Origin of the sequence: Anaplasma ovis str. Haibei (assembly GCF_002214625.1) — a bacterium.
GTDB lineage: Bacteria > Pseudomonadota > Alphaproteobacteria > Rickettsiales > Anaplasmataceae > Anaplasma > Anaplasma ovis.
The window spans coordinates 1,107,180-1,133,525 of record NZ_CP015994.1; the positions used below are offsets into that span (position 1 = coordinate 1,107,180).

Annotated in this window: 26 protein-coding genes, 2 tRNA genes and 1 other RNA gene; 14 read left to right on the forward strand and 15 right to left on the reverse strand. The window is 46.7% G+C overall.

What is annotated here, in order from left to right; genetic code table 11:
* Positions 1 to 57: 57 nt before the first annotated feature.
* Both glyS and AOV_RS04725 read right to left on the reverse strand, forming a co-directional pair.
* Positions 58 to 2,142 (reverse strand): glycine--tRNA ligase subunit beta, encoded by a 2,085-nt coding sequence (gene glyS, locus AOV_RS04720; RefSeq protein ID WP_075139305.1) that lies wholly within the window; start codon positions 2,140 to 2,142, stop codon positions 58 to 60.
* A 1-nt stretch (position 2,143) separates the two neighbouring features.
* On the reverse strand, positions 2,144 to 2,995 hold the full coding sequence (locus AOV_RS04725; protein ID WP_075139304.1) for a glycine--tRNA ligase subunit alpha: 852 nt from the start codon (positions 2,993 to 2,995) through the stop codon (positions 2,144 to 2,146).
* A gap of 169 nt (positions 2,996 to 3,164) precedes the next feature.
* Between AOV_RS04725 and AOV_RS04730 the strand changes: the two genes are divergently transcribed.
* Together AOV_RS04730 and AOV_RS04735 are read left to right on the forward strand one after the other, a co-directional pair.
* Positions 3,165 to 3,236 (forward strand) — tRNA-Gln (locus AOV_RS04730).
* A gap of 33 nt (positions 3,237 to 3,269) precedes the next feature.
* A complete protein-coding gene (locus AOV_RS04735; RefSeq protein WP_117374493.1) occupies positions 3,270 to 3,878 on the forward strand; it encodes a hypothetical protein in 609 nt (202 codons plus the stop codon).
* 10 nt (positions 3,879 to 3,888) lie between these two features.
* Here AOV_RS04735 and AOV_RS04740 read toward each other — a convergent pair whose 3' ends face one another.
* A complete protein-coding gene (locus tag AOV_RS04740) occupies positions 3,889 to 5,055 on the reverse strand; it encodes an FAD-dependent monooxygenase (protein ID WP_075139302.1) in 1,167 nt (388 codons plus the stop codon).
* A gap of 18 nt (positions 5,056 to 5,073) precedes the next feature.
* Positions 5,074 to 5,151, reverse strand: a tRNA-Arg gene (locus AOV_RS04745).
* A 131-nt stretch (positions 5,152 to 5,282) separates the two neighbouring features.
* On the opposite strand from AOV_RS04745, the gene metK reads away from it, so the two are divergent.
* Entirely contained in the window at positions 5,283 to 6,476 is a 1,194-nt protein-coding gene (metK, locus tag AOV_RS04750; protein WP_075139301.1) for a methionine adenosyltransferase, read from the forward strand.
* Positions 6,467 to 7,609, forward strand: a complete 1,143-nt coding sequence (locus AOV_RS04755; protein ID WP_233497146.1) for an FtsW/RodA/SpoVE family cell cycle protein — start codon at positions 6,467 to 6,469, stop codon at positions 7,607 to 7,609. Before metK ends, AOV_RS04755 begins: the two co-directional genes overlap by 10 nt.
* A 30-nt stretch (positions 7,610 to 7,639) precedes the next feature.
* On the opposite strand, the gene elbB is transcribed toward AOV_RS04755, so the two are convergent.
* Positions 7,640 to 8,296 carry an isoprenoid biosynthesis glyoxalase ElbB gene (gene elbB / locus AOV_RS04760; RefSeq protein ID WP_075139299.1) on the reverse strand — a complete coding sequence of 219 codons (657 nt, stop codon included), beginning with the start codon at positions 8,294 to 8,296 and terminating at the stop codon, positions 7,640 to 7,642.
* A 16-nt stretch (positions 8,297 to 8,312) separates the two neighbouring features.
* The gene (locus AOV_RS04765) at positions 8,313 to 9,281 is read right to left on the reverse strand and encodes a hypothetical protein (RefSeq protein WP_233497147.1); all 969 of its coding nucleotides are present in this window, start codon (positions 9,279 to 9,281) and stop codon (positions 8,313 to 8,315) included.
* Between the two features lie 381 nt (positions 9,282 to 9,662).
* Here AOV_RS04765 and gap point away from each other — a divergent pair, with 381 nt between their 5' ends.
* From gap to tsaE, 7 genes are all read left to right on the forward strand, one after another.
* Positions 9,663 to 10,670 carry a type I glyceraldehyde-3-phosphate dehydrogenase gene (gap, locus tag AOV_RS04770; protein WP_075139297.1) on the forward strand — a complete coding sequence of 336 codons (1,008 nt, stop codon included), beginning with the start codon at positions 9,663 to 9,665 and terminating at the stop codon, positions 10,668 to 10,670.
* Between the two features lie 71 nt (positions 10,671 to 10,741).
* Positions 10,742 to 10,840, forward strand: an RNA gene (ffs, locus tag AOV_RS04775) — signal recognition particle sRNA small type.
* 11 nt (positions 10,841 to 10,851) lie between these two features.
* Positions 10,852 to 12,276, forward strand: a complete 1,425-nt coding sequence (gene dnaX, locus AOV_RS04780; RefSeq protein ID WP_075139548.1) for a DNA polymerase III subunit gamma/tau — start codon at positions 10,852 to 10,854, stop codon at positions 12,274 to 12,276.
* Positions 12,277 to 12,281: 5 nt separating this feature from the next.
* Entirely contained in the window at positions 12,282 to 12,590 is a 309-nt protein-coding gene (locus tag AOV_RS04785) for a YbaB/EbfC family nucleoid-associated protein (RefSeq protein WP_075139296.1), read from the forward strand.
* A gap of 1 nt (position 12,591) precedes the next feature.
* Positions 12,592 to 13,602: an aspartate-semialdehyde dehydrogenase gene (locus AOV_RS04790; RefSeq protein WP_075139295.1), complete on the forward strand. Its 1,011-nt coding sequence runs from the start codon at positions 12,592 to 12,594 to the stop codon at positions 13,600 to 13,602.
* A gap of 187 nt (positions 13,603 to 13,789) precedes the next feature.
* Complete coding sequence (locus AOV_RS04795) at positions 13,790 to 14,491, forward strand: Bax inhibitor-1/YccA family protein (protein WP_075139294.1); 702 nt, start codon at positions 13,790 to 13,792, stop codon at positions 14,489 to 14,491.
* Positions 14,492 to 14,494: 3 nt separating this feature from the next.
* Entirely contained in the window at positions 14,495 to 14,956 is a 462-nt protein-coding gene (gene tsaE, locus AOV_RS04800) for a tRNA (adenosine(37)-N6)-threonylcarbamoyltransferase complex ATPase subunit type 1 TsaE (protein ID WP_075139293.1), read from the forward strand.
* Positions 14,957 to 15,228: 272 nt separating this feature from the next.
* Here the strand turns inward: tsaE and infC are convergent, their stop codons facing one another.
* Positions 15,229 to 15,765: a translation initiation factor IF-3 gene (infC, locus tag AOV_RS04805; protein ID WP_075139292.1), complete on the reverse strand. Its 537-nt coding sequence runs from the start codon at positions 15,763 to 15,765 to the stop codon at positions 15,229 to 15,231.
* Positions 15,766 to 15,794: 29 nt separating this feature from the next.
* Positions 15,795 to 17,705: a threonine--tRNA ligase gene (gene thrS / locus AOV_RS04810; protein WP_075139291.1), complete on the reverse strand. Its 1,911-nt coding sequence runs from the start codon at positions 17,703 to 17,705 to the stop codon at positions 15,795 to 15,797.
* Positions 17,706 to 17,770: 65 nt separating this feature from the next.
* Here thrS and AOV_RS04815 point away from each other — a divergent pair, with 65 nt between their 5' ends.
* On the forward strand, positions 17,771 to 18,310 hold the full coding sequence (locus AOV_RS04815) for a CinA family protein (protein ID WP_075139290.1): 540 nt from the start codon (positions 17,771 to 17,773) through the stop codon (positions 18,308 to 18,310).
* Here the strand turns inward: AOV_RS04815 and rplS are convergent.
* The 7 genes from rplS to ftsZ all read right to left on the reverse strand — a co-directional run bounded on the left by rplS (position 18,299) and on the right by ftsZ (position 23,782).
* The gene (gene rplS, locus AOV_RS04820; RefSeq protein WP_075139289.1) at positions 18,299 to 18,703 is read right to left on the reverse strand and encodes a 50S ribosomal protein L19; all 405 of its coding nucleotides are present in this window, start codon (positions 18,701 to 18,703) and stop codon (positions 18,299 to 18,301) included. The genes AOV_RS04815 and rplS overlap by 12 nt on opposite strands.
* Complete coding sequence (gene trmD / locus AOV_RS04825; RefSeq protein ID WP_075139288.1) at positions 18,696 to 19,403, reverse strand: tRNA (guanosine(37)-N1)-methyltransferase TrmD; 708 nt, start codon at positions 19,401 to 19,403, stop codon at positions 18,696 to 18,698. The genes rplS and trmD overlap by 8 nt, the downstream gene beginning before the upstream one ends.
* Positions 19,400 to 19,915, reverse strand: a complete 516-nt coding sequence (gene rimM / locus AOV_RS04830) for a ribosome maturation factor RimM (protein ID WP_075139287.1) — start codon at positions 19,913 to 19,915, stop codon at positions 19,400 to 19,402. Before rimM ends, trmD begins: the two co-directional genes overlap by 4 nt.
* 69 nt (positions 19,916 to 19,984) lie before the next feature.
* Positions 19,985 to 20,812 (reverse strand): ParB/RepB/Spo0J family partition protein, encoded by an 828-nt coding sequence (locus tag AOV_RS04835; RefSeq protein ID WP_075139286.1) that lies wholly within the window; start codon positions 20,810 to 20,812, stop codon positions 19,985 to 19,987.
* Positions 20,809 to 21,618 (reverse strand): ParA family protein, encoded by an 810-nt coding sequence (locus AOV_RS04840; RefSeq protein WP_075139285.1) that lies wholly within the window; start codon positions 21,616 to 21,618, stop codon positions 20,809 to 20,811. Before AOV_RS04840 ends, AOV_RS04835 begins: the two co-directional genes overlap by 4 nt.
* 80 nt (positions 21,619 to 21,698) lie before the next feature.
* Positions 21,699 to 22,163, reverse strand: coding sequence for an rRNA maturation RNase YbeY (gene ybeY, locus AOV_RS04845; protein ID WP_075139284.1), 465 nt, complete (start codon positions 22,161 to 22,163; stop codon positions 21,699 to 21,701).
* A 380-nt stretch (positions 22,164 to 22,543) separates the two neighbouring features.
* The gene (gene ftsZ, locus AOV_RS04855) at positions 22,544 to 23,782 is read right to left on the reverse strand and encodes a cell division protein FtsZ (protein ID WP_075139282.1); all 1,239 of its coding nucleotides are present in this window, start codon (positions 23,780 to 23,782) and stop codon (positions 22,544 to 22,546) included.
* A 453-nt stretch (positions 23,783 to 24,235) separates the two neighbouring features.
* Here ftsZ and AOV_RS04860 point away from each other — a divergent pair, with 453 nt between their 5' ends.
* Positions 24,236 to 25,195 (forward strand): P44/Msp2 family outer membrane protein, encoded by a 960-nt coding sequence (locus AOV_RS04860; RefSeq protein WP_233497149.1) that lies wholly within the window; start codon positions 24,236 to 24,238, stop codon positions 25,193 to 25,195.
* 216 nt (positions 25,196 to 25,411) lie between these two features.
* On the forward strand, positions 25,412 to 26,260 hold the full coding sequence (locus AOV_RS04865; RefSeq protein ID WP_233497150.1) for a P44/Msp2 family outer membrane protein: 849 nt from the start codon (positions 25,412 to 25,414) through the stop codon (positions 26,258 to 26,260).
* Positions 26,261 to 26,346 lie beyond the last annotated feature (86 nt).

The window sequence follows — 26,346 nt, forward strand, 5'->3', positions numbered from 1 at the left end:
AAATTCACGTAGACTCAGTTATCTATATATTCGAATATTAAAATTCAAGGGTAAACGCTAAAACGTTCTATGTATTTTACTAAAATCCAGTATGGTATTGTATATACTTACAGAGGATACTAACAACCTAGTCCTGTTACGATATAACTCCATATTCACCCGGTCACACACTCTAACCTCATCCATGAATACGTTAACAAATGAGCTAAACTCAAATAATAACTCCATAGCCTCGGAAAACTTATCCTCTTTTATTAGGCCACCCAACAACTTTTTATATTGCCTTATTTGATTATACAACTGTGTTTCACAATCTTCTCTACATAACCTTTTACTAGACTTACCATCTAGTTTCCAATCAACTGATTCCTTTAAGATTATATTGTTTGCCCTTCTATAGGCAGTGATAATAGATTTTCCCTTTTCTGTTTTGAGGAAGCTACATATTGCCTCCACCTTCTTTTTAACTACTGGTATATCATGCAGTTTTCCAACAACAGCATCCACTACTTCTTTATCTAGATCACTTTCCTTTAAAATCACTCTTAGTCTATCGTAGCAAAAGGATAAGACGGTAGAAATTAAAGTGTCACGGTCAATGCGTAGGAAATGGCCTTCATTCTTATTTAATCTTGCCCTGCATACATACATAGACACGGCTTTTGATACCATTAAGTCAAGTGGAATAGAAATGCTATTTTCTATAATTACCCTTAGTAGCGAAATTGATGTTCTTCTAAGGGCGAACGGATCACGAGAACCAGATATACTTTCAGTTGCTATAAGCCCAACCAAGCTATCTACCTTATCTGCAATCGAGACAGCTATTCCTATAGGAGATTTTGGACAAGGGTCTTTCTGACCTATAGGAAGGTAGTGTTCCTCAACTGCTGTACAGACCTCCTCTACCTCTCCAGAATATTCAGCATAATACCTACCCATCTTTCCTTGAAGTTCTGGAAATTCTCTTACAACTAAGGTCGTGAGGTCAGCCTTGGAGATCATTGCGGCCCTTTCGGCGTTTAATATTGAGGAGCGTGGAATCCATACTGAGCAATATTTTGCAAGTGCGGATATCCTCTCCACCTTATCCAACAGCGTGCCCAAACCACTCTTAAACACTATGTCAGAGAGTAGGCCAACGTAGTAGTCCATGTTGTGTTCTTTATCTTTTTTAATTAAGAACAGCGTGTCCGATAACCTAGCCCTAAGTACCTTTTCATGGTTTTTAATTACTTTATCATTCACCACACTTGCGGCAGAAGCGAACTTTACTATTTTTCCATTCTGGTCTTTTAGTGCTAAATACCTCTGGTGGTTGGTCATAACGCATGAGATCACTTCTGTGGGGATTTCACTGAAATTTTTATCTACACTCCCAATTAGTAGCTTTGGATATTCTAAATTACTACTCATATCCTCTAATATCCGGGCATTTTGGTCGTACTTAAGCTTCGTGCCAGATATTTGTTCGTTTAGTTGCTCAAGAATACACTTCCTTCTCTCTTCTACATCTACAATAACCATATTGTTGGATAAAAAATTAAGGTATTCATCCACCTTAGTAACGGTATATCTATGATTGGCGAACCTCAGATTTCCGTAGGTTATATTATTTGCGGTAACGCCTGCAACCGAGACTGATAAAACCTCACCGTTCATAACGCATAAGACGTTAATAACCGGCCGAACCCAGTATCCAACCCCTGTTCCCCACCTCATACGCTTGTGTAGGGGAAAGTTGTCGATTGTGCATTGTATTGCTTCAGCTACTTCACTGGTCAGATCTTTTAAACTTAAAACACTTGAGCTGTAGTAGAATTTTTCACCCGAGACTTCCCGTATTTCTAATTCTTCTACACTACTCTTACCAACTTTTCTCAGGAACCCGCTTATTACTTTTTCACTAGAAGAAACCCTAGGCCCTTTTATCTCTTTCTTTCCACTACCATTGTTCTGACTAATATTATACGCGATAAGTATTATCCTATGAGAGGTTGTGAATACCTTTGGTGTGTCACAACTTATTCCTCTACTAGAGAATTCCTTATCAATTTTTGGTAGGATGTACTCACGCGCAGCCGCAATGGTTCTGATGGGGAGTTGTTCACACAGAACCTCAAGTATTAAATCAGAAGACATACTAAGCCGCTCTATACAGTTTTATATAGGACTCACAGCACATGTTCGCCATTTTTCTAACTCTTAGAATGTAGGAAGCCCGCTCATTCACCCCGATTACACCACGTGACTCTATTATGTTAAGTACATGGCTTGCCTGGATGCAAAAATCGTATCCAGCAAGAGGTAGATTTTTTTCAACCATAAGGGAGCACATCTTTTCACTGTTTTCAAATCTGGAAAGTAGAAATTCGATGTCATAATACTCAAAGGAGAGAGTGGAAAATTCCTTTTCTCTAGCAAGAAATATATCACCGTACTTTACTCCAGTATCATCCCAAGTAAGCTCGTAAACGCTATCAACATCTTGTAGTACCATTGCGATTCTCTCGAGCCCATAGGCAATCTCACCGGGGATGGTAACACACTCTACTCCTCCTACCTGTTGCATGTAGGTGAATTGCGTAATTTCCATACCATTACAGGATACTTCCCAACCAAGTCCTGAAGCTCCTATACTAGGGTTTTCCCAATCGTCTTCAATAAACCGAATGTCAAAGTCGTTTTTTGAGATGCCAATTACTTCAAGGCTTGTTAGATAGTCGTCAATAAGCGTATTTCTAGATGGTTGAACGATAACTTGGTATTGGTGGTGTTGATACAATCTATTTGGGTTTTTTCCATACCTACCGTCTGAAGGCCTGATAACTGGCTGCACATATGCGACCATGGTTTCCCTTCCGGAGAGGACAGAAATTGAAGTTGCTGGATGAAGCGTTCCAGCTCCCAGCTCGGAGGTGTACGGATGCATAATGGCGCAACCGTAACCCTTCCAATAGTCATCTAACTTCCTAATTATATTTTGGAAATCCACGTCATCTTGCGATAACCACCATTGACGGTGATGATGATACGAAAAGGATGCTTTAACAAGAAATTTATTTCGGATTGTGCGCTTTACTGAACGTTAGATTTTTCTTGTTTTTCATTGCATTTTCACTATTTTTCATTACCATGATGCCGCGGTACATGGTCGTTTCATTTGGGATGTAGCCAAGCGGTAAGGCAGCGGTTTTTGGTACCGTCATTCGGAGGTTCGATCCCTCCCATCCCAGCTCTTTCTTCCTGAATTTTCCAATGGGTAGTGTGTGTCTATTTTAAGATTCATGATGCTTTCCTACCTAATATGCAATTTTGATAGGATTGTCGTTAGGTTTTTCTTCCTCATTATCTACGTATACATCTTCTCGGTTTCTTTTGTAATGCTACACGACGGGTGGTCTAGCTTTTTTTTATTCAAAGATCCGATAAATTTATACACCCGTGTATATTCAATATTTAAGTGGTACTACTACAACCGGGAGATGATATCTTTCGGAAGGGGGTTTAAGGTATTTCTAGTTATGGGGGGAACTTTCGCACTTCAGTATTCTATATGGAATCTAGAATGGAAGAGGCTTCCGGTTTTAGTGCTACGTTTCTGTAGGGATTGTTGTGTCTCAGGTATAAGATCGAGTAAGTCGGTACTAGCAAGAACCAGTGTGAGGGCCAATGTGGCCGGGGCCGACAATGTGAGAAGTAAAATAATTGGTGCAGTTGATGAGATACTTCAAGATATTTGGGGGGCGGTTTCGACATCGGAAGGTAAAATGTCCAGTGATGACCTCACTTCTCTCAAAAAGGCGTTTCTCATCAAAATAAACTACCAGATTGATGAGTTTATACAAAGCGCGATAGAGTTCAAAAACCGAAAATAGCGTAGATATATCAATATATTGTACTTACACCCATAGCATGGGCTATAAGTTTCTTCTTGATATAGGGGGACATTTCCACAATAGACATAGCCACACTTCTGACTACTTTTGGTATTATTGAGGTACTAGAGAAAATCGAATTTATTGCCGTGGTGATTGCGGCCATGGAATAATTGTCAAGCGACCTGCGTTTTTCTATCTCTTCCAAAATGAACTCCTGGCCTATGTCTGACCCTAACGAGTGATACTCACCTAGTATTTCTACCACCGCTTCCACGTCCCGTATACCGATATTCAACCCCTGCCCAGCAACTGGATGTATGGAATGTAGTGCATCACCCACCAAAAGGGAGCGCTTTGAATATTGCCTCTCAGCCAACACCATTGAAATTTGGTGACAAGACCTGTGCCCACTGATCTCTATATACCCTGTGTGTTCTCCACATTTCCTATAAAGCTCGATTTCGAATTCTTTGACTGGGAGCCGCAGCAGCATTTGAGCTATTTCGGGTTTCTCGGTCCACACGATTGACGAGTGGTATCCTCCATACATTGGGAGAATTGCAAGTGGCCCCCCTTGAAAGAAATGCTCAATTGCTATGTTACGATGGTGTCGTTCATGTTGTACATTACAAGTGATGCAGCTCTGCCTATAATCATACCTTAGGGTTCTGATATGTGACTTTCTGAGGAATCTTGACCCCCTTCCTTCAGCGCAGATCACAAGCCTACTTGAAGTTTTTCTTCCATCTAGTAGCGAAGTTTCGATAAATCCATCCCTGACCTCGGTTGTGCTGTAGGAAGTAGAGGTTATATGGTTGAACTTGTGTGCCTTGCACTGCAGCATTAGGGATAGCTCTTTCCCGCTAATTACATATCCCATTGGATCATTTCCCACTAGTTTATGGTTGTAGTGGACTGTAGAGCTGCTGTTACCATCGAAAATTAGTATATCCTCTATAGGGCAGCAGTTCCCGCCTTCCTTCCATATTCCAAATCGGTCGAGGATGTCCTTGGATCTTTTAGAAATTGCGAAAACTCTATGATCCAAATTGCTTAGTATGTTGTCTCTGTGTTCAATGACAGCCACTCCTATACCGCGCTCTGTAAGTCCAATTCCTCCCAGAATGCCGCTTACTCCTCCTCCGAGAATGACCACGTCGTAGTAGCTAACCATGGGATAACCCGTAAAACCTGGCGTGCCCGAAGGGACTCGAACCCCTGACCCGCAGCTTAGAAGGCTGCTGCTCTTGTCCAACTGAGCTACGGACACCCGGAGAAGAGGCTTGCATATTTGGTTTTCTAAGTCAATAGATTGCTGAGAACCCCATTGACAACATTAGCGATTTGTATCTGGTTAGATTTTTATGTATCATCCTAAGAGCTTCTTCTTCATTTACCAGTGTGTTTTATCTAGATAATTCGGGCGGGAATTACTTTCTCACTAGTGAGTCAGTATCTCAAGGCCACCCGGATAAAATGGCCGACCGGATCTCGGACGAGGTGTTAGACCATTTTATGGCAAAAAACCCATACGCCCATGTTGCGGTGGAGACGCTGGTTACCCGGGATAATGTAGTTGTGGCTGGGGAGGTCTGCGGCGTAGATGTGGACACAGGGGTAATTGAAGATGTGGTACGAAGCACGGTTAGGGAAATAGGGTATAGCCTTTCTGGGTTTCACTGGAACACGATAAAAATTTCGATACTAATACACGAGCAATCTCCAGATATAATTCTCGGTGTAAACACAGGGAGAAGAAAGAAGGGCGCTGGTGACCAGGGAGTGATGTATGGTTACGCGGTGGATGAGACATATTCTCTTCTACCCGCACCAATCTTCTACTCACACCTTGTACTGAAAAATATCGCCTCGGCCATAAGTAGAGGTAGAATATCAGGGTTGGGGCCAGATGCTAAAACCGAAATCACGCTACTATACGCAAACCGCAGGCCAGTAAAGGTTTTAAGGGCGGTGCTGTCCATCCAGCATGAGGAAGGTATGACCCAGCAGGACGTTAGAAATCTGGTGTATCCGCACTTTGTTGCTGCGATTCCAGAGGGCTGGATGTGCAAGGATGAAGACTTCCTCGTCAACCCGACCGGTAGGTTCGTTGTTGGAGGCCCTGTAGGTGATTCTGGGATGACTGGGAGGAAGATTATGGTAGACACCTACGGTGGGCATGTACCGCACGGTGGGGGCGCCTTTTCGGGTAAGGACCCCAGTAAGGTTGATAGGTCCGCAGCATACATGGCAAGATACATAGCCAAAAACGTGGTACATGCCGGGCTGGCTACTGAGTGTCTGGTTCAGATGTCTTACGCCATAGGGGTGCCTACACCCCTGACCTTTAGCATCAACACCCTGGGAACAGGTGTGGTTCATAATGAGTGTATCGAGAAGTACGTAGAGGAAAATGTAGATCTTTCCATAAGCGGTATCTGTGACCACCTATCGCTATTTAAGCAGATTTACGGGCCTACATCATGCTATGGGCACTTTGGTCGCAATCCAGGGGAAAGCTTTTCCTGGGAGAGGCTTGACCTCTCTCTTGATATGGCTAGAGTCTTCGGTTTAAGATGCAAGGAATGCGTTTAGGGGTTGACATAGTCGACCTATTTCGCTTACTAGGCGTGTTTTTTAACCGGTGGTACAGATCCGTAGATAAGCCGCTCCTTCTCTCCTTTTTTACTATATCGGTTATAAGTCTTACGCTTATTTCCTCTGCCGGGCCGGTAATTGAAAGCAGGGTTATGCTGCCAAAGGACTATTTTCTACTTCGGCATCTTACGTATCTATGTATAGCGCTCAGTATAGTAGTGGTGTATTCCATGATGAACGAGCGGCTCATCATAGCTACCTCTTTCCTACTACTTTTTGTGTGCATAATCCTTTTGGTTTATATAGCGTTTTGGGGAGTAGGGGTAAAGGGCTCTAAAAGGTGGTTTTTCTTCCTCGGCCTATCAATTCAACCATCCGAGTTTGCGAAGACAGTTTTTTCTGTTGTGAATGCCTGGATTCTGTGTAAAACAGAGAGAAAGACGAGATATATAGCCTCTGCGGCCATTTACATAAGCTTAGTTTCACTACTTTTGTTACAACCAGATCTGAGTATGTTTATTATGTTTTCTTTGATCTGGGGAAGCCAGCTGTTTGTGTATGGTATATCTTACTTATCAATACTTGCGATTGCGGCCTTTTTCCTGGCAGGAGTACTGCTTTACCTGTTTTTGTTTCCATACACCAGAGAGCGGGTTCTGACCTTCTTTGATCCAACAAACCACGATCACTTTCAAGTATGGAACTCCATAAGGTCATTTAAAGCCGGTAAAATACTAGGTGCGGGCCCGGGGGAAGGGGTGGTCAAACTACTACTTCCAGACTGCCACACCGACTTCATATTCTCCGTCGCCGCGGAGGAGTTCGGTGCAATATTATGTATGCTGATCCTGTTTGTTCTCGGATACATAGCCACCAGGGCATGGTTTTTTGCGTACAGTGAGAGTGACCTATTCAAACTATTATCGGCTTCTGGTCTCTTCTTTCAGTTTTCATCCCAGTTTATGATTAACGTCGGGGTTGCGCTAAACTTGCTACCCACAACAGGCGTTGCACTACCGTTCCTCAGCTACGGCGGGTCTTCACTTGTCTCTACTAGTATAATGCTAGGTATCCTAATGGCATTTAACAGAATGAGGTCTTTAGAGCGGAGGATAAAGCTCGACGTCTAGCTTCAAGAACACCAGACAAAACCCTGCTCATCATTTACTACCACAGAACTTAACCATACCCTCAACCATTTTTTGTATACCCAAGTGTATTTTGTGTAGCCTATCCTCGCGCATGTACGCCGAGCAAGAGAAAACCATGTTTTTTTCATCTACAACAAATCCATCAGTAGGACACACAACGTGCTCCCCTCCACATCTGGATATTATCCCGTCTGTATCATCTCCAAGTGTGACTTTCACCTTCACTAACTCACCCAAGGCCGCAGCTATAACCGCTGGGGCTATACATACGCCGCCAATTGCCTTTCTTGCCCGATGGAACCCACGAATAAGGTCCTTAACGCTATCAACAACGCTTACAGGCCCGTTTTGGGAAATTAGGTTGGAGAAATTCTTGGCGACACCGAACCCTCCGGGGACTATAAGCATGTCAAACTCAGGCACATTCACCTTTTCTATGTTAACAACTTCCCCGCGGGCAATTCTAGCGGACTCAACAAGGATGTTCCTTGCTTGGCTCTCCGTGGATTTTGACGCGTGATTTACCACATCGTGTTGCTGGACGTCAGGTGCGCAGCACTGAAACTTAACTCCTAGCCTGTCTAGCTCAAGCAGCACTAACACCGACTCGCGTATCTCGGAGCCATCCATGTGGCCGCACCCAGACAGCAACACCGCGCAATTCATAACCTAACCCCCACTCCTACCTTGACAGGCGGCACTCCTGGTAGCCAAAGCAAGATCTTATCTCGTGGGTAGACAACATCGCTAGCCGCTCTGTTCCTTCCCCGCTTTCCACCATCCGCCTCAACTGCGAACACTTCTCGTGGTTGGCGGTGAGCATCATAACGACGCTTGTCAGGACCAGTAAAATCCCAACGACACGCAGAGCCCAACCTACTGGAAATGTTCCCCCGGAGGACAAAGGAGCAGCCGTAACTTTACCAACGGACTCCATCGCTAGTACGATCTTCCCCCCGAAGAGCAGGAAGTTTCCGCACAGGTATAATACTGTCAACCTAGCCTGATGTGCAACATTTTTCGAGCAAGCTGGTTTGTTCCTGTGGATTATCCAGAAGGAAACTGCGAACATCAAGGCTGACGAGAAGAACAGAGCGTTGACTACCATGTCAGTGATCTGGGTTACACCCATACCCCCGACCTTAATATGGCCGGATAGAGAGAGCCCGGAATATAGGAGGACCCCCAAACCAATTAGGTGCACGGTGGTAAAGAGCATGGAAGCAGCGAGTTCTACTTTATTCGCATGTGCCTCCATGAAGTCTGACGCTTTGTCCAGCGGCTTTCTATCTAACCTTTCCAAGGATATTTTACTTTGCAAGCCCATGCGCCTGGTCTCAAGCTCAATCCTCTGCCGTATTTTGCGTTTTTCCCTTTCTATCTTGAACACCAAGATAAGACCACATATAACACCCAAAGATGCGGTGAGGCCTGTTAGGAACTCCATGGCTGTCCAGAAATTCACTGCGGATGCACCCAGCCCAGAAAGTAAGCCTGCCTGGGAGAGCGCAAGCAAAATGAACATCGTTGTCGTTATCAGGAGCGTGAATATCGAACAACATTGTCGGATATAATTAAGCCTTTCTATTTTCAGCATCTTTCTTGGGATGCTAAGTGATAGCGTCATGTTGCGAACCTCAACAACGTACACGTAAATTTTAGCATAAATTATAAGATTTTTACATATTTACGAGTAAGTAAGGTGGGGGGGATGTAATATGAAGGCCTATTTTATGACCAAACTAAAATTTTAAATTCTTTGTCTTTCGGGTTGAAAACCATAGTTTTTGCACAATTACCAATTGTGAAGGCCTATTTTGCTTTATAACGGGGTTTGTACACGATTGGAGTGTTGCATATCCCATTCTAGAGCCGTTATCACATGGCTTACAGCGGTGAATTGTGTAAACTTTGTGTAAATATGGTTTCTGATGTGGTAGCAACTAAACTTGCTGCAGGACATAGTACGAATCAATTGCGTAAACCTTGCAACCGTGGCAGATTTGTGCGTGCTTAAGTTTTGTGGGTTTTCATGCTCAGGATTGGTATAAACGGCCTTGGTAGGATAGGGAGATGCCTATTTAGGATGTTGTTCGAAAATAATATCCCAAATGTAGAATTGGTTGCTGTTAACGGGTCTTCTAGCTTGGAGCTGCACAGGCACCTACTGAGGAATGATTCAGTGCATGGAAGGTTTGGGCATGATATTGGTGTAAGAGAAGGTAACCTTCTTGAGGTTGGTGGTAAAACCGTCAAATTTTTCAAGGAAAGGCAACCCCAGGACATTCCATGGGAAGAAGAGGGGGTGAATGTAGTTCTAGAATGTACGGGAAAATTTAATAACAGGGAGTCCTCCGGGCTGCATCTTAAAGGTACGGTGAAAAAAGTAGTGGTGTCCGCTCCAGTCGCTGGTGCAGATATTCAGGTAATTTTTGGCGTGAATGAGGGGGAGATAAGTAGTGGGCACGATGTGATATCAGTAGGATCATGCACCACGAACTGCGCAGCCCACGTTGTTAAGGCTATGGATGAGGCTTTTGGGATAGAGGGCGGATTTATAACTACAGTGCATGCATACACAAATGATCAAAATCACGTGGATGGCAGCCATAAAGACCTTAGAAGGGCCCGCGCATGCGGTCTCTCTATGATTCCCACAACTACTGGGGCATCCAAGGCTCTGGAGGTTCTGTTTCCAAAGCTATCCGGTAGGCTTTCAGCCTCCTCCATTAGGGTGCCTACCCCAAATGTCTCGGTAGTAGACTTCGCTTTTGTTTCTTCTTCTAAGACGACTGTAGAGTCTGTTAATGATGCTTTATGTAGGGCTGCTGCTGCTCGTCCGGATGTACTTATGGCGTCAGACGAACAGCTAGTCTCGTCTGATTTTAATCATACAACCTATAGCGCAGTTTTCGACCTTATGGAAACTTACACCAATAACGGCGGTGTATCTAGAGTGCTTGCTTGGTATGACAACGAATGGGCTTTTGCTGCCAGGATGATAGATGTCTCTAGGGAGTTGTTACGGTTTTTATCATAACTTGCACCAAGTCATAAGACGGCGCCATGGCATTAAAACCTAGTTGAGTTTTTTGTGAGCTGTGATAGGATAACCGGGGCGGTGCGAGCAGATTGCGCGTGAAGTCGGTCAGGTTAGAAATAAAGCAGCCGTAGCGTCGTCTTTCTGGGTTGCGCTTCCCACTGTTGTTCCGAGTGTAGCCGTGAATTTAGCTCTTAAGTACAGGCCACGCAGCTTCGATGATCTCGTGGGCCAGGACGTTCTGGTGCGGATCTTAAGGAACGCGTTCACTATCGGCTCTCTGAGCTCCCCTATCTTGATGGTGGGGGCAAGCGGAGTCGGCAAGACCACATGTGCCAGGATAGTCTCACTTTGCCTTAACTGCGTTAGCGGCCCTACCCCGGATCCCTGCGGGACGTGCCATGAGTGCGTTTCCATAAAAAACTCTACCAACCCGGATGTTATCGAGATAGACGCGGCCAGCAACACGGGCGTGGACGATATCAGGGTGCTGTTAGAAAACTCTAGTTACCTTCCTACCTCATCCAGGTACAAAGTTTATATCATTGATGAAGTGCACATGCTTTCCATAAGCGCCTTCAATGCCCTATTGAAGACTTTAGAAGACCCTGCGGAGCATGTGAGGTTTGTCATGGCCACAACGGAGGTTAGAAAAGTTCCAGTCACCGTGGCTTCAAGGTGCCACAGGCTGGACCTATTCAAACTTACAACCGATCAACTCTTCACTCATTTGGTTGAAATTGCCAAGAAGGAAGGAATAGAACATGATGGAGACGGGTTGCGGCTTATAGCGGAGAATGCTTCTGGATCAGTGCGGAATGCCCTATTCCTCTTAGAGCAGTCTGCAATCTATACGAAAAGCAAAATTCACGTTAGCGAAGTTAGAGCACTGCTTGGATGTGTGGATAAGAGTCTCACCGAAGATTTAGTCAAGTGTATCCTGCTCGCTGATGCTCCATCGGCACTTGAAGTTTTCAAGAAATTGTGCTCCCAAAGCCTGCCGGTTTCCATATTGGAGGGGGTTCAACTGATAGTATACGAGCTTTGCGTTGCTTCGGTAAACGAGGAGCACAAATTTGACTTAGGGCGCGGGCTACTGTCTACTGTCAGGTCCGGCTCTACCCCGTTTCTCTCCAGAGTGTGGCAAACCCTAACACATGGGTTGCAAGAGGTTAAAAATGCCGATGACGCGCAGCGTGCTGGGGAAATGATGGTAATAAGGTTGTGTTACCTCAGTGATCTACCATCTCCGCAGAAGATTGCTGAGTTGCTACTCTCTAAAAGTCGGGAAGGGGCTCTGATGAACACCGTTAAAAAAAAAGTTGAGGGTGCAACCACATATAGCTACGGAACACCGGAGTTGGAATCCCATGCCGTAGGGGGCACAAGTAACGAGGGTGCCGGCCCTGGCCAGGGTGCAACCAGTGAGGGTACCTCCGACCAACGGGCGGCCGACAGCGAGCACTGTGCTGAGCACATGAAAAAAAATGGTGTCAACACTCATAACAAGGTGTACAATCCGGAAGAAGATGAGGCTGTCATGGGCGTGATGAGGGATTTTGAGGGCGCATCAGTCGTTGGTTGCTATGATTTGGTGTCTGAGTAGTTTGTATGCCCTTTGATGACCAGAAGTTTTTCGATCTCCAGAATGCTATAAAGAAGAAACTTGGTGAGCTTCGCGTGCACCAGGAGCCCAAGTCTTTTGACGGGCAGTCGCTGGGTGGTAGGGTGCACGTCAAGATAGTGCTATCCAACTTTTTAGAGTACAAAGTTCAGGAAGTAAGGGTTGATCCTTCAGTGCTGGAAGGCGAAGCTTTTATGGTGGAAGACCTAATCAAAGCCGCATTCGATGACGCGTTTAGGAAGTCAGTAGAACACAACAAGGGTCTCATAAGTTCGCTAATGTCTTTCCATTTCTAGCATGAGTCGTATAGCTGTAGTTGGAGCTACTGGGAATGTAGGGAGGTTGGTGCTAAAAGTGCTGAGCGAACGCGGGTTCTCTGCTGATGGTGTAGTGGCGCTTTCCTCAGCCGAATCTGCGGGTAAGCGCCTGAGTTATGGTGAGAATTCTGAAATTCGGTGTGGCAGCCTGGATGAGTACGATTTCCACGGGTCTGAGTTAGCCATTTTTGCTACCAGCGATGCGGTATCGGAGAGGTATGTCGGCAGAGCGGTGCAGTGTGGTTGTGTGGCTATTGATAGCTCGTCCTGCTACCGCATGGATGATGACGTTCCGCTGGTTATTCCGGAAGTAAATAAGGGCTCCATAGCCTCATATACCAATAGAAATATCATTGCAAGCCCGAACTGCTCAACCACGCAGATGCTGGTGGCACTTAATCCACTGCGTGCTGTGGCTAGAATAAAGCGGGTAGTGGTGTCAACATACCAATCTGTTTCCGGTGCTGGAAGGGGTGCGATGTCTGAGTTGTATGACCAGACTAAAGCCATGTTTATCAACAAAAAGCCGGAACCGAGCGAGTTTCCCAGGCAGATATCTTTCAATTGCATTCCGCATGTGGGCGAGTTTTTAGAAGATGGTTCCACAACTGAAGAATGGAAGATGTCTGCTGAGACGAAAAAGATTATGGAAGAGGACATAAAGGTTGCTGCGACTTGTGTCAGGGTTCCCGTATTCGTGTGTCACTCACAGGCCTTGAATATTGAGTTTCACAGCGCAATTTCCGTTGAGGAGGCATATGAGGTGTTGAGCGAGGCGCCGGGTGTTCTTGTGCTCGGCAACGAAAGCAGCATGAAATACGTAACCCCGATCGATTGTGTTGATGATGATGCAGTATATATTTCTAGAATCCGTGAGGATGCAACGGTACCCTACGGACTGAGTATGTGGGTAATATCTGACAACCTGAGGAAAGGCGCTGCATCTAACTTAGTGCAGATAGCTCAGATTTTGGTCGAAGAATACCTCTAGAGGATGCAGCGGTGCCCCTCTCCACCAAGTGGGGCAACCACTCAATAGCTGACTGGTGGTTTGTTGATAAAGTGTAAAAACGGGAGTGGGAGCTCTTATTCTGGCTGCTATTTTACTCATTTTTGGTTGATATCGCATCGTTTGTGTGTTAGCATGTATGGTTTTGAAGAGGATGCGGTTGTAATTTATGAATGATTACAGTGCCCAGTTCCAGAGCGCTTATTACTGCGCGGGGCTCAGGAGCTACTTGGTTAAGGTGTATAACTACATGGCTGCAGCCCTGGGGCTTACCGGTGTTGTTGCTTTGATGACCTCCTTTTCTCACGGATTAATGAGTGTTCTTTACGGGACCCCGCTGCATTGGGTAGTGTCTCTCGCTCCGATCGTCATGGTGTTCTTTCTCTCTTCCAGGGTACACAGCATGAGTGTGCAGGCGGTGTTTGCGGTGTTTTTCGGGTTTGCCGCCACGATGGGGCTTTCCCTCTCGTACATGTTTATGGTGTATACTGCACACAGCATAGCTAGGGTTTTCTTTATATCCTCCGCCATGTTCGGTGCGATGGCGTTCTACGGCAATACAACCAAGAGGGACCTATCTAAGTTTGGTACTTTCCTCATTATGGGGGTTGTTGGAATATTAATAGCCTCAGTGGTGAACATATTCATGGCAAGCGGTCCGTTGCATTTTGCTATATCAGTGGTTGCTGTGGTAGTGTTCACTGCTATGACAGCTTTTGATGCTCAGCGCATAAAAGATATGTACTACCGGTTTAATGACGGTTCTGAGGTTACTTCCAGTAAGATGGCCGTTATGGGTGCAACCAGCCTGTACTTTAACTATATAAATATTTTTCTCAGCCTCTTGCATCTCATGGGGGATCGCAAGTAACAGATGTGTCCCCCTACACAACGAGGGGGCAAGGCTGTTTCCTATCACCCGCACCTTAACCTTGATGCATTGCGTGGGGTGGCGGCCACCCTTTCCAGGTCCCTGGCAGGGGATATGGTGGTCGCTGTTAGTGGAGACCTGGGCGTCGGGAAGACTGAGTTTTGTAGGGCGATTATTCTTGAGTTGTCGAGCGCCAGCTTTCTCGGTAGTCCCACGTTCGGTATAATCCACGAGTATGAGTGCCCTGGTGGGTTCTTTCTGTACCACGTAGATTTATATAGACTATCTTCCGTTAAAGAAGTTCAGGAGGCTGGTGTTTTTGATGTTCTGGCTGGCAATTTGGTGCTTATCGAGTGGCCTGGAATTCTCGGTGGTTGCGTGAAGTTTGATTTGGAGCTCAACATAACTTACTCCAGTGAGGGTAACGATATGCGTGATATTGTGATAACACGGGGAAACTCCTGATATACTGTCGCTACCCCGCGCGCCGGGGCCCTGGATGATATGTTAATGGCATTATCCCGCTATTGGAATCGTAAGCTTGTATGGCGTTTCCAAAATCAGTGAGCACAGGTACGACCTGATAGGTAGTGTGTATGTTTTCGTGGCAATGCACAGAAATATCGGACTTACGCATCAGTGACAGCGCTCGGAAGACAATCCGTTTTCCGAAGAAGTAGTCTTACGCGGGGTATACTTTAGTGCCTACCAAAGCAAATATAACTGGTGCAAACTCGCTACTGCAGCGAGGAAGACGACCCACTACTGCCGCCCTTGCTACCAAACACCATGCTCATCACGTTCCCATCCATTCTTGGGGAGGATTCCGGCCTAGCTACCCCCTCAGTGTCATTCACCAGGCGATCTAGAATTCCTAGCCCAACTTCTTTATACTGAAGTTCGCGCCCAACGAACCTTATGGACACCTTAACCTTGTTGCCCTTCTCTATGAATCCCTTAAGGTTATTAAGCTTGATGTTATAGTCGTTATCCTCGATGTTTAGCCTGAACTTAAGTTCTTTGAGCGACGAAGACCTGCCTCTCTTCGGCCCCCCAGACTTCTTCTTGTTGTACTTCTGCTTGCTGTAGTTGAATATCTTACATACTGGGTACTCCCCCTCACTAACTACCTCAACCAGATCTAGCTCCGCTTCCCGAGCCCTGGCGATAGCCTCATCTATGTCGACTACGCCAACCATGGAACCTTCCTCATCAACGAGTCTAACTTTCTTGGCGGTTATTAATTCGTTAATCCTCGGCCCTTTTCTCTCCACTTTTAACCCACGAACCCAAACTAAAGAAACTAGCGCATGCTAACACAAGTCAACAGCGTTTTCAACGCTTTACCGGCCGCCATTCGACAAGTCTCACCCGACCCGTAGCGCCTTACTGACACACAACAGTCACTCGCTTCGCTCTTCCCCACCACCCATACTATTGGTACTTTGTTAAAAATGGCTTTACGTATTTTGTGACTTATGTTTTCCCCTGTAGAGTTTAATTCTACTCGCACATTTTCCTGTAATGCCATTTCCATCAAACCCCGTGCGTATTCTTCCACCTCCCCACTCACGGTGAGTATTTCTAGCTGTACTGGGGCAAGCCACGCGGGAATATTGCCTGCATAATGCTCGATTAGGATTCCAATAAACCTCTCAATAGTTCCCAGAATAGCTCGGTGTATTATAACTGGGGTGTGCTTTTTCCCATCCTCACCCATATAGTAAGCATCCAGCCTACCTGGTAGTACAAAATCCAGCTGCACGGTGCCGCACTGCCACTCTCTACCTATTGAATCCTTGAGGGTAAACTCTAACTTAGGACCATAGAATGCACCCTCTCCCTTGTTGATCGCATACTTCACACCCAATGCGTCCATGGGCTCCATCAGGGATTGCTCAGATCTGTCCCATATTTCATCAGACCCTATTCTGTTTTCTGGACGATCTGAGAGTTTTACTACGACGCTATCGAAACCAAAATCCCTATATACCTCCATGAGTAGCTTGTAAAATTGCAGCACTTCGTCTCTAACCTGCTCGTGCGTGCAGAATATGTGCGCATCATCTTGTGTAAACCCCCTAACTCTCATGAGCCCGTAGAGCGAACCCGAGGGCTCGTTTCTGTGGCACATACCAAACTCCGCCATACGGATAGGCAGCTCCTTATAGCTTCTTATCTTCGATTTAAATATCTGCACGTGGCATGGGCAGTTCATCGGCTTTATAGCGAGTTCTTTCTTGTCATCCTCCACTACGAACATGTTTTCTTTAAACTTCTCCCAATGGCCCGACTTTTCCCACAGCTTTCTATCGAGCATTATCGGAGTTTTTACCTCATGATACCCGTGCTTCTTGAGTTTGCGCCTTATGTATTCTTCGATTATGAGGTATATTGTCCACCCTTTGTCATGCCAGAACACCTGACCTAGCGCTTCATTTTGTATGTGAAACCATCCCAAATCTTTGGCTATTTTTCTATGATCTCTCTTTTCTGCTTCTTGCATAGTGTGTAGATAGGACGCAAGCGCTTCGCTGCTATGCCACGCAGTGCCGTAAACGCGCTGCAACATTTTGTTTTTTTGGTCTCCGAGCCAATATGCCCCGGAAATTTTGGTGAGTTTAAATGCTTTGACGTACCTGGCAGATGGAGCATGTGGCCCCCTGCAAAGGTCCACGAACTCTCCGTGTTTGTAGACAGTGATTTCCTCTCCGACAGGAACTTTGGATAGGATTTCCAATTTGTAGCGCTCACCCAAACCCTCAAAGAACTTTATCGCGCGTTCCCTGGGCCAAACTTCCCTGACAAACCTTTCGTCTTTGGCAATAATATCTGCCATCTTTCTCTCTATGGCCTCAAATTCTTTCTCGGATAGGCTATGAGAGAGGTCAAGGTCATAATAGAATCCATTCTCGATAGTAGGGCCTATTGCCAACTTAGTGTCAGGGAAGATCTCTCTTATCGCCCTAGCCATAATGTGGGCCGCATCGTGCCTAATTATATCCACCCCGGTGTTGCTTTCTATTGTCACCGGGTCAACAGCACTATCTTTGCTTATTGGAGTTGCGAGATCTTGTAAATTTCCATCAACAAGCAGTGCAACTATAGATTCTACTATATCGGGGAACATGGCCGATGCCACCTCAGAGCCCGTAACATGCTTATGAAACGCTGCTACTGCCTTTTTGGGAAAAGAGGTGGTAATGTTTATCATAGGCGGTGATTTCTATAGGGACCGCAGCTATAATAATTCCATTTTAGGTCTGTAGCGAGTTTTATATGCTAATTCCGGAGGCCCTAATCACAGAGGCGGCCGCATGTGTACAGCGCTTGCAACAGCAGGGCCTAAAGGTCTCTTTTGCCGAATCCTGTACAGGGGGATTACTGGCATTCGTTTTTTCGTGCGTTCCTGGGGTTTCCAACGTTCTTTTTTCTTCTGTTGTGACCTACGCAATACGCTCGAAGCACTCTATACTTGGGGTTCCGCAGCAAGAAATAGATAAATACGGCGTTGTAAGCGAGGAAATCGCCGGTATGATGGCTGAAAATGTGCTAAAAACACTAGAGGATGTTGATATAGCAGTCTCGATAACTGGTATAGCTGGTGCTACTGCTCATTTCACAAGCCAAGCCCCCGCTGTCATGGATCCAGAGACTGGAGTTGTTCACATAGGGCTTGCCAAACGCGGTTCGAAGGCGCAAACATTCCGGCACGATTGGGAGCACCTCACACGGTTTGAAGTCCAAAAAGCAGTAGTACAAAAAGCCATAGGCCTGCTAGCACTGGCAGCATCCAGCCAAGCGCAGCTAGGATGTTGAGGCAGCGCGCTGACTAGCGATCCGCTTCTTACGGGTATCCCCAGCCTCTTTAATTCTTGCCGCTTTTCCGAAGAGCTTGAGCATGTAATACAGTTTAGCCCTGCGCACCCTACCGTACCGCACTACCTCTATGGACTTTATGTTCGGAGAATGCAGGAAAACTTGTAACTGTATGCTTTCATTGTAGCTTATCTTACGTAGAATGAACGATGAATGTAGACCCCTATTGCGTTTTTTTATACACACGCCTTCAAAAGTCTGAACCCTCCAGTTCACTCCGTCAAAAACGTTTATTCCGACTTTAACAGTGTCCCCAGGGAGAAAATGAGGCCTCTCAACCCCAGAAAGTGACTCTATTTGCCTTTTGTTGAACTCTTCCAGTATGCTACTCATTTGAACTCCCTTCCTCTTCTCCGCTGCAATCCTTCAGCAAATCTGGACGCCTGCGTTCTGTGATAATCCTGGACATCCTACACCTCCAAAGCTCAGTTTCCCTATGATTTCCTCTGAGAAGAACATCAGGAACCGAGACTCCCTTCCAACTGGCAGGCCTCGTATACTGAGGGTACTCCAGCCCACCGTCAAAGCTCTCGCGATTAAGACTGTCCTTGTTGCCGATCACCCCGGCGACCATTCTAACACAAGAGTCAATCACGACCATAGCCGCCAGCTCTCCGCCAGAAATCACATAGTCGCCTATGCTGACCTCCTGGAAGTTATAAACGTCGACAACCCTCTCGTCAATACCTTCGAAACGCCCACAGAGTAAAGTTATATTGCCAAAACGGACAATCTGTCTAGACATATCTTGCGTGAACTGCTTTCCCTTCGGGGAAGTGTAGATCAACCTAGTGTCAGGGTGTGCCTCTAGCACACTATCTATGCATCTACCAAGCACATCTGCCTTCATTAGCATTCCTGGACCACCACCGTACGGCTTGTCATCAACTGTTAAGTGTTTGTCGCCAGCGAATGACCGAATGTCAACCACATTCAGGGACCACAAACCCTTCCTCAATGCGTTGCCGACTGTAGAATATCCAAGAGGGCCTGGGAACATATCTGGGAAGATGGTCAAAACGTTGAAAATCATCTACTGCCCACACCAATAACTTCAGGTGGAACAACAATAGCAACCCTGCGCTCTACGTCTACTACCGGGAAAGTTGACCGCGAGAAGGGGACCATCACCAACTTACCCGTGCTTGTAGACAGCTCTATAATGTCGCACGACCCGAAATTCAGTATAGCCGAGATAACTCCGTAGGTTGTACCATCTTCCAGTTTTGCATCCATCCCGATGAGTTCGTTCTCGTAGAATTCGTCTTCCTGCAGCTTTGGTAAACTAGATTTTCGGACGTAGAGGCGTTTACCACGCAGCCTTTCTGATTCTGTTCTTGAGCTAAGCCCATCAAATTTTGCTATGACGCTATCCGCTCCCAGAACTGATACTACCGTTACGTTAAAACAGCTGTGCCCGTCGGTTAATGGGCCGTATGCCGATATGTGAGACGGATCCTCCGTAAACGTCCTAACCTTCACGAGTCCCATGACCCCATGCGGAGCGCGCACCACGCCCAGGAGCACCATATCACCGTGAACCATGGTTTTTAAAGCGTATAAACAATGCCAGAATTTTACATCCTAAGCATGCCGCCATCAATCTTAAAACGCTTAAAGTTTGTCCAGCATTTTAAAAAAGTCCTCACATTTCTCCTCACTAATAAAGTTTATAGTGAGCCTCTTGCCGCTCTTCCTTACCCTAACCTCAGTATCCAGCCTACCGGGCAGGAAGCTCTCAATGCGCACTGTGGTGGCCTGCACAACGTCTGTGTGGTTTTGCAGATCCTTCACCATGGCCTCAGTTTCCCTAACGCTCATGCCCGAAGATAAGATCCTCTCGGCCAGCTCCTCAGGATTCTCAACGCCCAACAGGCATCTTGCGTGACCAAAAGATATGGATCTGTCGCTTATCATGCGCTTGACGGAGTCTGGCAACGTAAGGATACGGAGTATGTTGGTTATGTGGCTCCTGCTTCTGCCGAGTATTGCAGCCAAGCTTTCATGTGTATGATTAAATTCGTCAATTAGCTTCTTATATGACTCAGCCTCCTCCAGTACCGTCAAGTCTTCCCGCTGGATATTCTCGATTACCGAAATCTCCAAACACTTACTATCGCTAACGTTCCTGATTATTACAGGTACGTCTGCAAGCTTTGCTGCTATACTGGCTCTCCACCTGCGCTCCCCGGCTATGATTTCGTACCTATCTCCCAACGCATCCTTTCTCACAATAATCGGCTGGATAAGCCCATTGCGGGCAATAGAACCGGCCAGCTCCTTAATAGATGCCTGATCGAATCTCCGCCTAGGTTGAAACCTGCCTGGATGTAACATGTTTACCCTAACGCGTGTTGGGGCTTCCATGGTTAGAGTATCTACATCGCCCGAGCTTTCTTCTCCAATTAGCTCCAGAATTCCCTTACCTAAGGATCTCTTCATTGCTTTTGCTCCAAAACTTCGCCATCTGCACGAAACGCCTGTGCTCTATTTTGCTGCTCTAATATTTCTTTTGCTAAGTATATGTAAGACTGTGAACCTGGGCACTTGTAGTCGTAGATTATTGCCGGCTTCCCGTGTGATGGGGCCTCAGATAGCCGGACGTTTCTCGGTATTACGGTTTTATATACATTCTCGCGTAGATGCTCCCTGATGTTTTCCTCCACCTGCTCACTCAGATTGTTTCTGCGATCGTACATTGTGAGTAAAATGCCCTCGATGGTAAGAGAGGGATTTAAGCGCTTTTTGACGAGATTTACAGTTTTCATTAGGTGTTTTAGCCCTTCTAGTGCGAAGAACTCGCATTGCATCGGGATAATCACAGAATGGGCCGCAGCCAGTGCGTTTATGGTAAGCAATCCCAGAGATGGCGGGCAATCCACAAAGACATACTGGTACCCTGTCGCATGTAGTAGGCAATTTTTCAACACAAACTCCCTAGACTCCATTTGTGCAAGCCCCAGCTCCGCCGCGGACAAGTCAATAGTAGAGGGTACAATGGATAGGTTGGGTATACAGGTGCTTCTAATCGCTTCCGTAATAGGATAATTATCGACCAAGACCCTATATATATCCGGCGACCTTGCAGCGTACGCTATGCCCAGCCCGCTACTGCTGTTGCCCTGCGGATCAAGGTCTACCATTAGGGTCGATTTTCCGACAACGGCGAATGCCGTTGCCAAATTTATACTGGTTGTAGTCTTACCGACGCCGCCCTTCTGATTTACAACCGCAAAAACCTTAGCCATCGGCAATACCGTCCACCATTCAGATTATACGTGAGTGACTGACGTTGTCATCCTAAATTTTGGACGGGCTTGTCGGCATACTACGTTTCACGTGGAACATATGGATTGCGTATTCCAAGTTTGGCAAGCAGTTCTACTTCCAATGCTTGCATTGTGCTTGCATCTTCGGGTTCCTCGTGGTCGTATCCCAATATGTGCAACGTTCCGTGTATCAGCATATGAAAGAAATGCGACCTGATAGCCACATCCATTTCCAGTGATTCTTCCGCTATCCGCTCCATGGATAAATATATTTCTCCCAAGCAGCAGCTTGGTGATAGTTTTTCGTAGCTGAAGGAAAGAACATTGGTAGCTTTGTGGATTCCCCTGTATCGGGAATTGAGTTCGAGAAGTAGTGCGTCATTGGCCAGCACAACAAAGACTTTTGGGTCATACTTGGCAATGTCTAACTCCGACAAACAAAACCTGACCACACGTTTTGTGGAGATTTTGGGCTTGTCAACCAGTCTGTACCACTTTTGTGTGTGTATATTAACTTCTATCATATAGTGCCACACTTGCGTGCGTTGTGCCACGCAGCCAGGTTTCTTTCCAACTGTAACTTGGTGCGCAAAAGTACTTACTGCCCGCGGAGCCCCGCATTCCTGGATGCGGACGGTGAGTTATTACTGCCGACAATTCGTATGAAGTGCTGCACGCAAAATGCATGAGCCCCCGCCACATATGCACATAACGCAAATATGCACTGACCGATGCTCCCAATTCCATCCGGGCTTAACCACAACAAAAATCCTTCCTACCTGCCGATGCCTCCTAGACACACAGCTGCACCTGGCATACGCTGTGTAGCGCACCTGCAACCAACGCTACCACACCTTTCTGCTGGCAGGTTTGCCGGTCCAAGACCGCTGTGCGACCAATGTTTTCACAATTTTTCCTTCTTTCTAAGGAATGCTGGCACGTCAAATGATTCACTCCAGTTAAATGCACCAGGTTTTTGAGATGGTTGTTGCTTCTCCGCAGTGGCGTGCGCATCAGCCATAGCATCTTCTTCAGGTAGGCTAGGCTTGTAATAAGCCATGGTGCCACCATTCTCAGGCTCGAGCGAACCCAGTTCGTTATCGAAATCAAAATCGCTGATTCGCTGCGGTTGTTGTTGCGGCTCAGCACTATGAGGCTTCTGCGCAGGGCGCACACTGTCAATACCAGTTGCGAGAACAGAGACCCTAATCTTCCCGCTGCTTTCCTCGTTGAACGTGGAGCCAAATATGATATTGGCATTGTCATCAACTTCTTCCCTGATTCTATTTGCAGCTGCGTCCACTTCAAACAAAGTAAGGTCCAGTCCCCCAGTGATGTTTATCAAAATCCCCCTGGCGCCCTTCATAGAAATATTATCAAGAAGGGGGTTGGAAATCGCGGCTTCTGCGGCGATTACAGCACGATGTTCTCCTTCTGCCTCTCCGGTTCCCATCATCGCCTTGCCCATTTCGCTCATTACAACTTTTATGTCGGCAAAATCGAGGTTAATCAACCCAGGCATCACCATTAGGTCAGTTATGCCTCTTACTCCCGTGTGGAGCACTGTATCTGCAAGTTTGAACGCATCTGCGAAGGTGGTATTCTCATTCGCTATCCTGAATAAATTCTGGTTTGGTATTATTATAAGGGTGTCCACATACCGCTGCAGCTCTTCCAATCCCAGGTCTGCAGTTTTCATCCTATGTGCGCCCTCGAAGTGGAACGGCTTGGTAACAACTCCCACAGTAAGAATCTTATTCTCCTTGGCAGCCTTCGCAATTACGGGTGCGGCGCCCGTACCTGTGCCGCCTCCCATACCCGCAGTAATAAACAGCATGTTGCTGTCGGCAATTTCTCCCATTATCTCGTCTATGGACTCCTCAGCAGCACCCCTTCCAACCTCTGGTAAGGAACCTGCACCTAGCCCTTTTGTTAGGTTGATCCCAAGTTGAATTTTCTTTTCTGACAGAGAGCAATCAAGTGCTTGGGCGTCTGTGTTGGCGACTATAAAGTTGACCCCCTGAAGGCACGACTGTATCATGTTGTTTACTGCATTGCCGCCAGCGCCTCCAACTCCCAGAACTGTAATCCTGGGCCGCACTGCAGATACAGACTGGTCGGGCAGATAGACGTTCAACGACATTGGCATACGCAAAAAAGGCCAGCCTGAATGCTACTACTTTCGCGAGTTTGTGTAAACCCTTAAAGTTGGCCTGCAAACGGGCACAGGTCCCTGTTGAAAACGATTTTTAAAGCTTTGTGAGTGTGGTGGCTGTGCCATGAACATGCCGACAAACGAGGGCCCTGCGATTCCATTTTGTGGTGGTGTAGCTCCAGAGGGTTGCGGGTTTCGTTTACTACACAATTGTTTGTGCTAGGCCAGGCTTTATGTGATAACCGCTGTGATGAGCCGTTTACAGCCTTGACTTTTGTTTTCTAAATGGTTAAAGCAGGGGCAGTATGGTTAGGTCGTGATGTGATCGCAGTTGCAATATACACTGCATGGTTGTAGTGCTCTGGGCGCGTGCGGCTGTGCTCGGTCTGCCTTGCGGTTTGCGCGACCGGCCCTGTTGGTGATCGGAGAGGGTTAAAAGGGATGGCTTTGCGGTGGGGGTTCGCCATTGTAACCTTGGCGATGTACTTTTTGTGTTTGTCTCATACAGAGTCGTGCTCTGCAGCGGGTTTTTACGCTTCCGTGGGGTATCGGCCTGCGTTCCAGAACATCGGCAAATTCACGATGTCAGTGGATGGGCGTACCGCTGACGTTTTTGTGCCGGGCCTAGATACGTGTTGCGGCCCTCTAGAAGCTCGTGAAGTTGATGGTCGCATGATAGAAAGAATGCAGTCGGCGAGGGCCGCTGCAGTAACGTACTCTTCTGACTATACGGGTGTGTTTGGTGTTTTGGGTGCTGTCAACCGCGGCTTCAGGCTGGAATTTAAAGTTGCGAGGAGCTTTTTTGATGTTATACACACCGGGGGTGATGCCCTCATCGATTATAAGGACGTACTTTTAGTCAGGGAAATACGTCCTACAACTGGCGGTGCGGCTTCATCGGCAAGTGCCTCTAGTGCCGGCAGCGGAAGCACTACTGGCCAGCAGCGGCCTACCACGTCGGTACCAATCACCAGTGGGCTGGTAGCGGTACGTAATCGAGGCATTGGCGGCACTGCCGCTATGGTGAGTGTATGTTACGATGCCGATAAGCAATTCATAGCAGCTCCGTTTGTACCGCACTTTTGTGTGGGGTCTGGCATTGATGCTGTGAACTTGTTTGGTATGACTAGAGCTGCTTTCTCCGTGGAAGGGAGCGTTGGGTTTCATCAGCAGTTGTCTGAGTCAATGCAGTTGGTAGTCAGCGCCTTTGTGCACAGAGTCTTGGATAGCACTTTTAACGATGTGCCTATTGCATACCAATGGGGTGCGTACGCCATGCGTGCCGCAGCACAGGCGTCTAACGGAGGTAGGGATGACTCCCATCGCAGTTTGGACCTAAGAGTTTCAGACGTGCACATAAGCTACCTGGGGGCGGAAATTGGGCTCAGATGGATTTTCTAATAGTTCTGTTGCGCCTTTGGCCGTTGTTTTGTAGCGCGCAGCCACTAGGGCGTGTCTGCGCGTATTTTCTTCTGCATTAGCTATTGGTTAACGTTTTTGTTCTAGAAAGGCGCGCTGCAGCGCCGAGCATCGTTGAGAATTCTTTGTTGGAAGATTTCGAAATCGTGTGAAAGTTGCCGCTTCCGGCTGATTTTTTGGGGGATAATTATGGGATCTATGATGAGGGCAACAAAAAAGGATTGCGTTGCCGTTAAAGTGTGGGTATTCATCGCGGTTTTGCTTTTCCCTCCACAGGCCTTTTCCGCAGGCGATTGCCCGTTGCGAAAATTCAGATCACAGGGGCGAGCGTACCTTGTTGGCGCTTACAAAAGCAGCTTCCCCGACTTTGGTAACTTGAGAGTGAGCGAAGGGCAGCTCTCGATGCCAGGAGTAGCAACAGTTGCGCGTATGAGCATGAATGGGAGTGTTATTGTTGATATAAACAACCACAGAGCCTTTGGGACGTATAAGCCGCCTTTTTACAGTAGCGATTATCTAGAATTTGCTGGAGGTGTGGGCTACAGCACTGGCCCCGTGAGGCTGGAATTGGAGAGGTTTCGCAGTGTGTTTGAGACAAAAGGCGGAGTTGGCTCGGTCAATAAGGACGATGCATGTAATATCGCGCTGGTTAGGGCAAAAGCAATAATGCCAGGGAACTACGCGGTTGTGGAAAACAGGAAAATTGACGTATCTTCTATAGCGCTTAACTTGTGCTACGAACAGATACAAATTGGTGCTGCACTTGGATACATGTGCGTTGGAATAAGTGGGAACATGTTAAATCTGCTAAACGCTGGCGACGTTACTCATGGATATCAGGGCAAAATAGGTGTGGGAATCCCAATGGCGCAGGGAGTGACGCTATTTGTTGGTACGTACTACCACATGCTTCACAACAGCCACTTTAGATCTGCGGCACTTGCGGTGCCTGAAAGATTTGATGTTGCGCCCAAACCTGTAGCTGCTGAAGCCAATATGCGAATAGCTCACTTTGGGGGGGAGCTTGGTGCCAGGTATATGTTTTAGGCCTTACACTCCAGCGACATAACTCCTCATTATTTACACCCTGCTACACACCGACTACAAATGTTGCAGGCTATTAGCTCGTGATT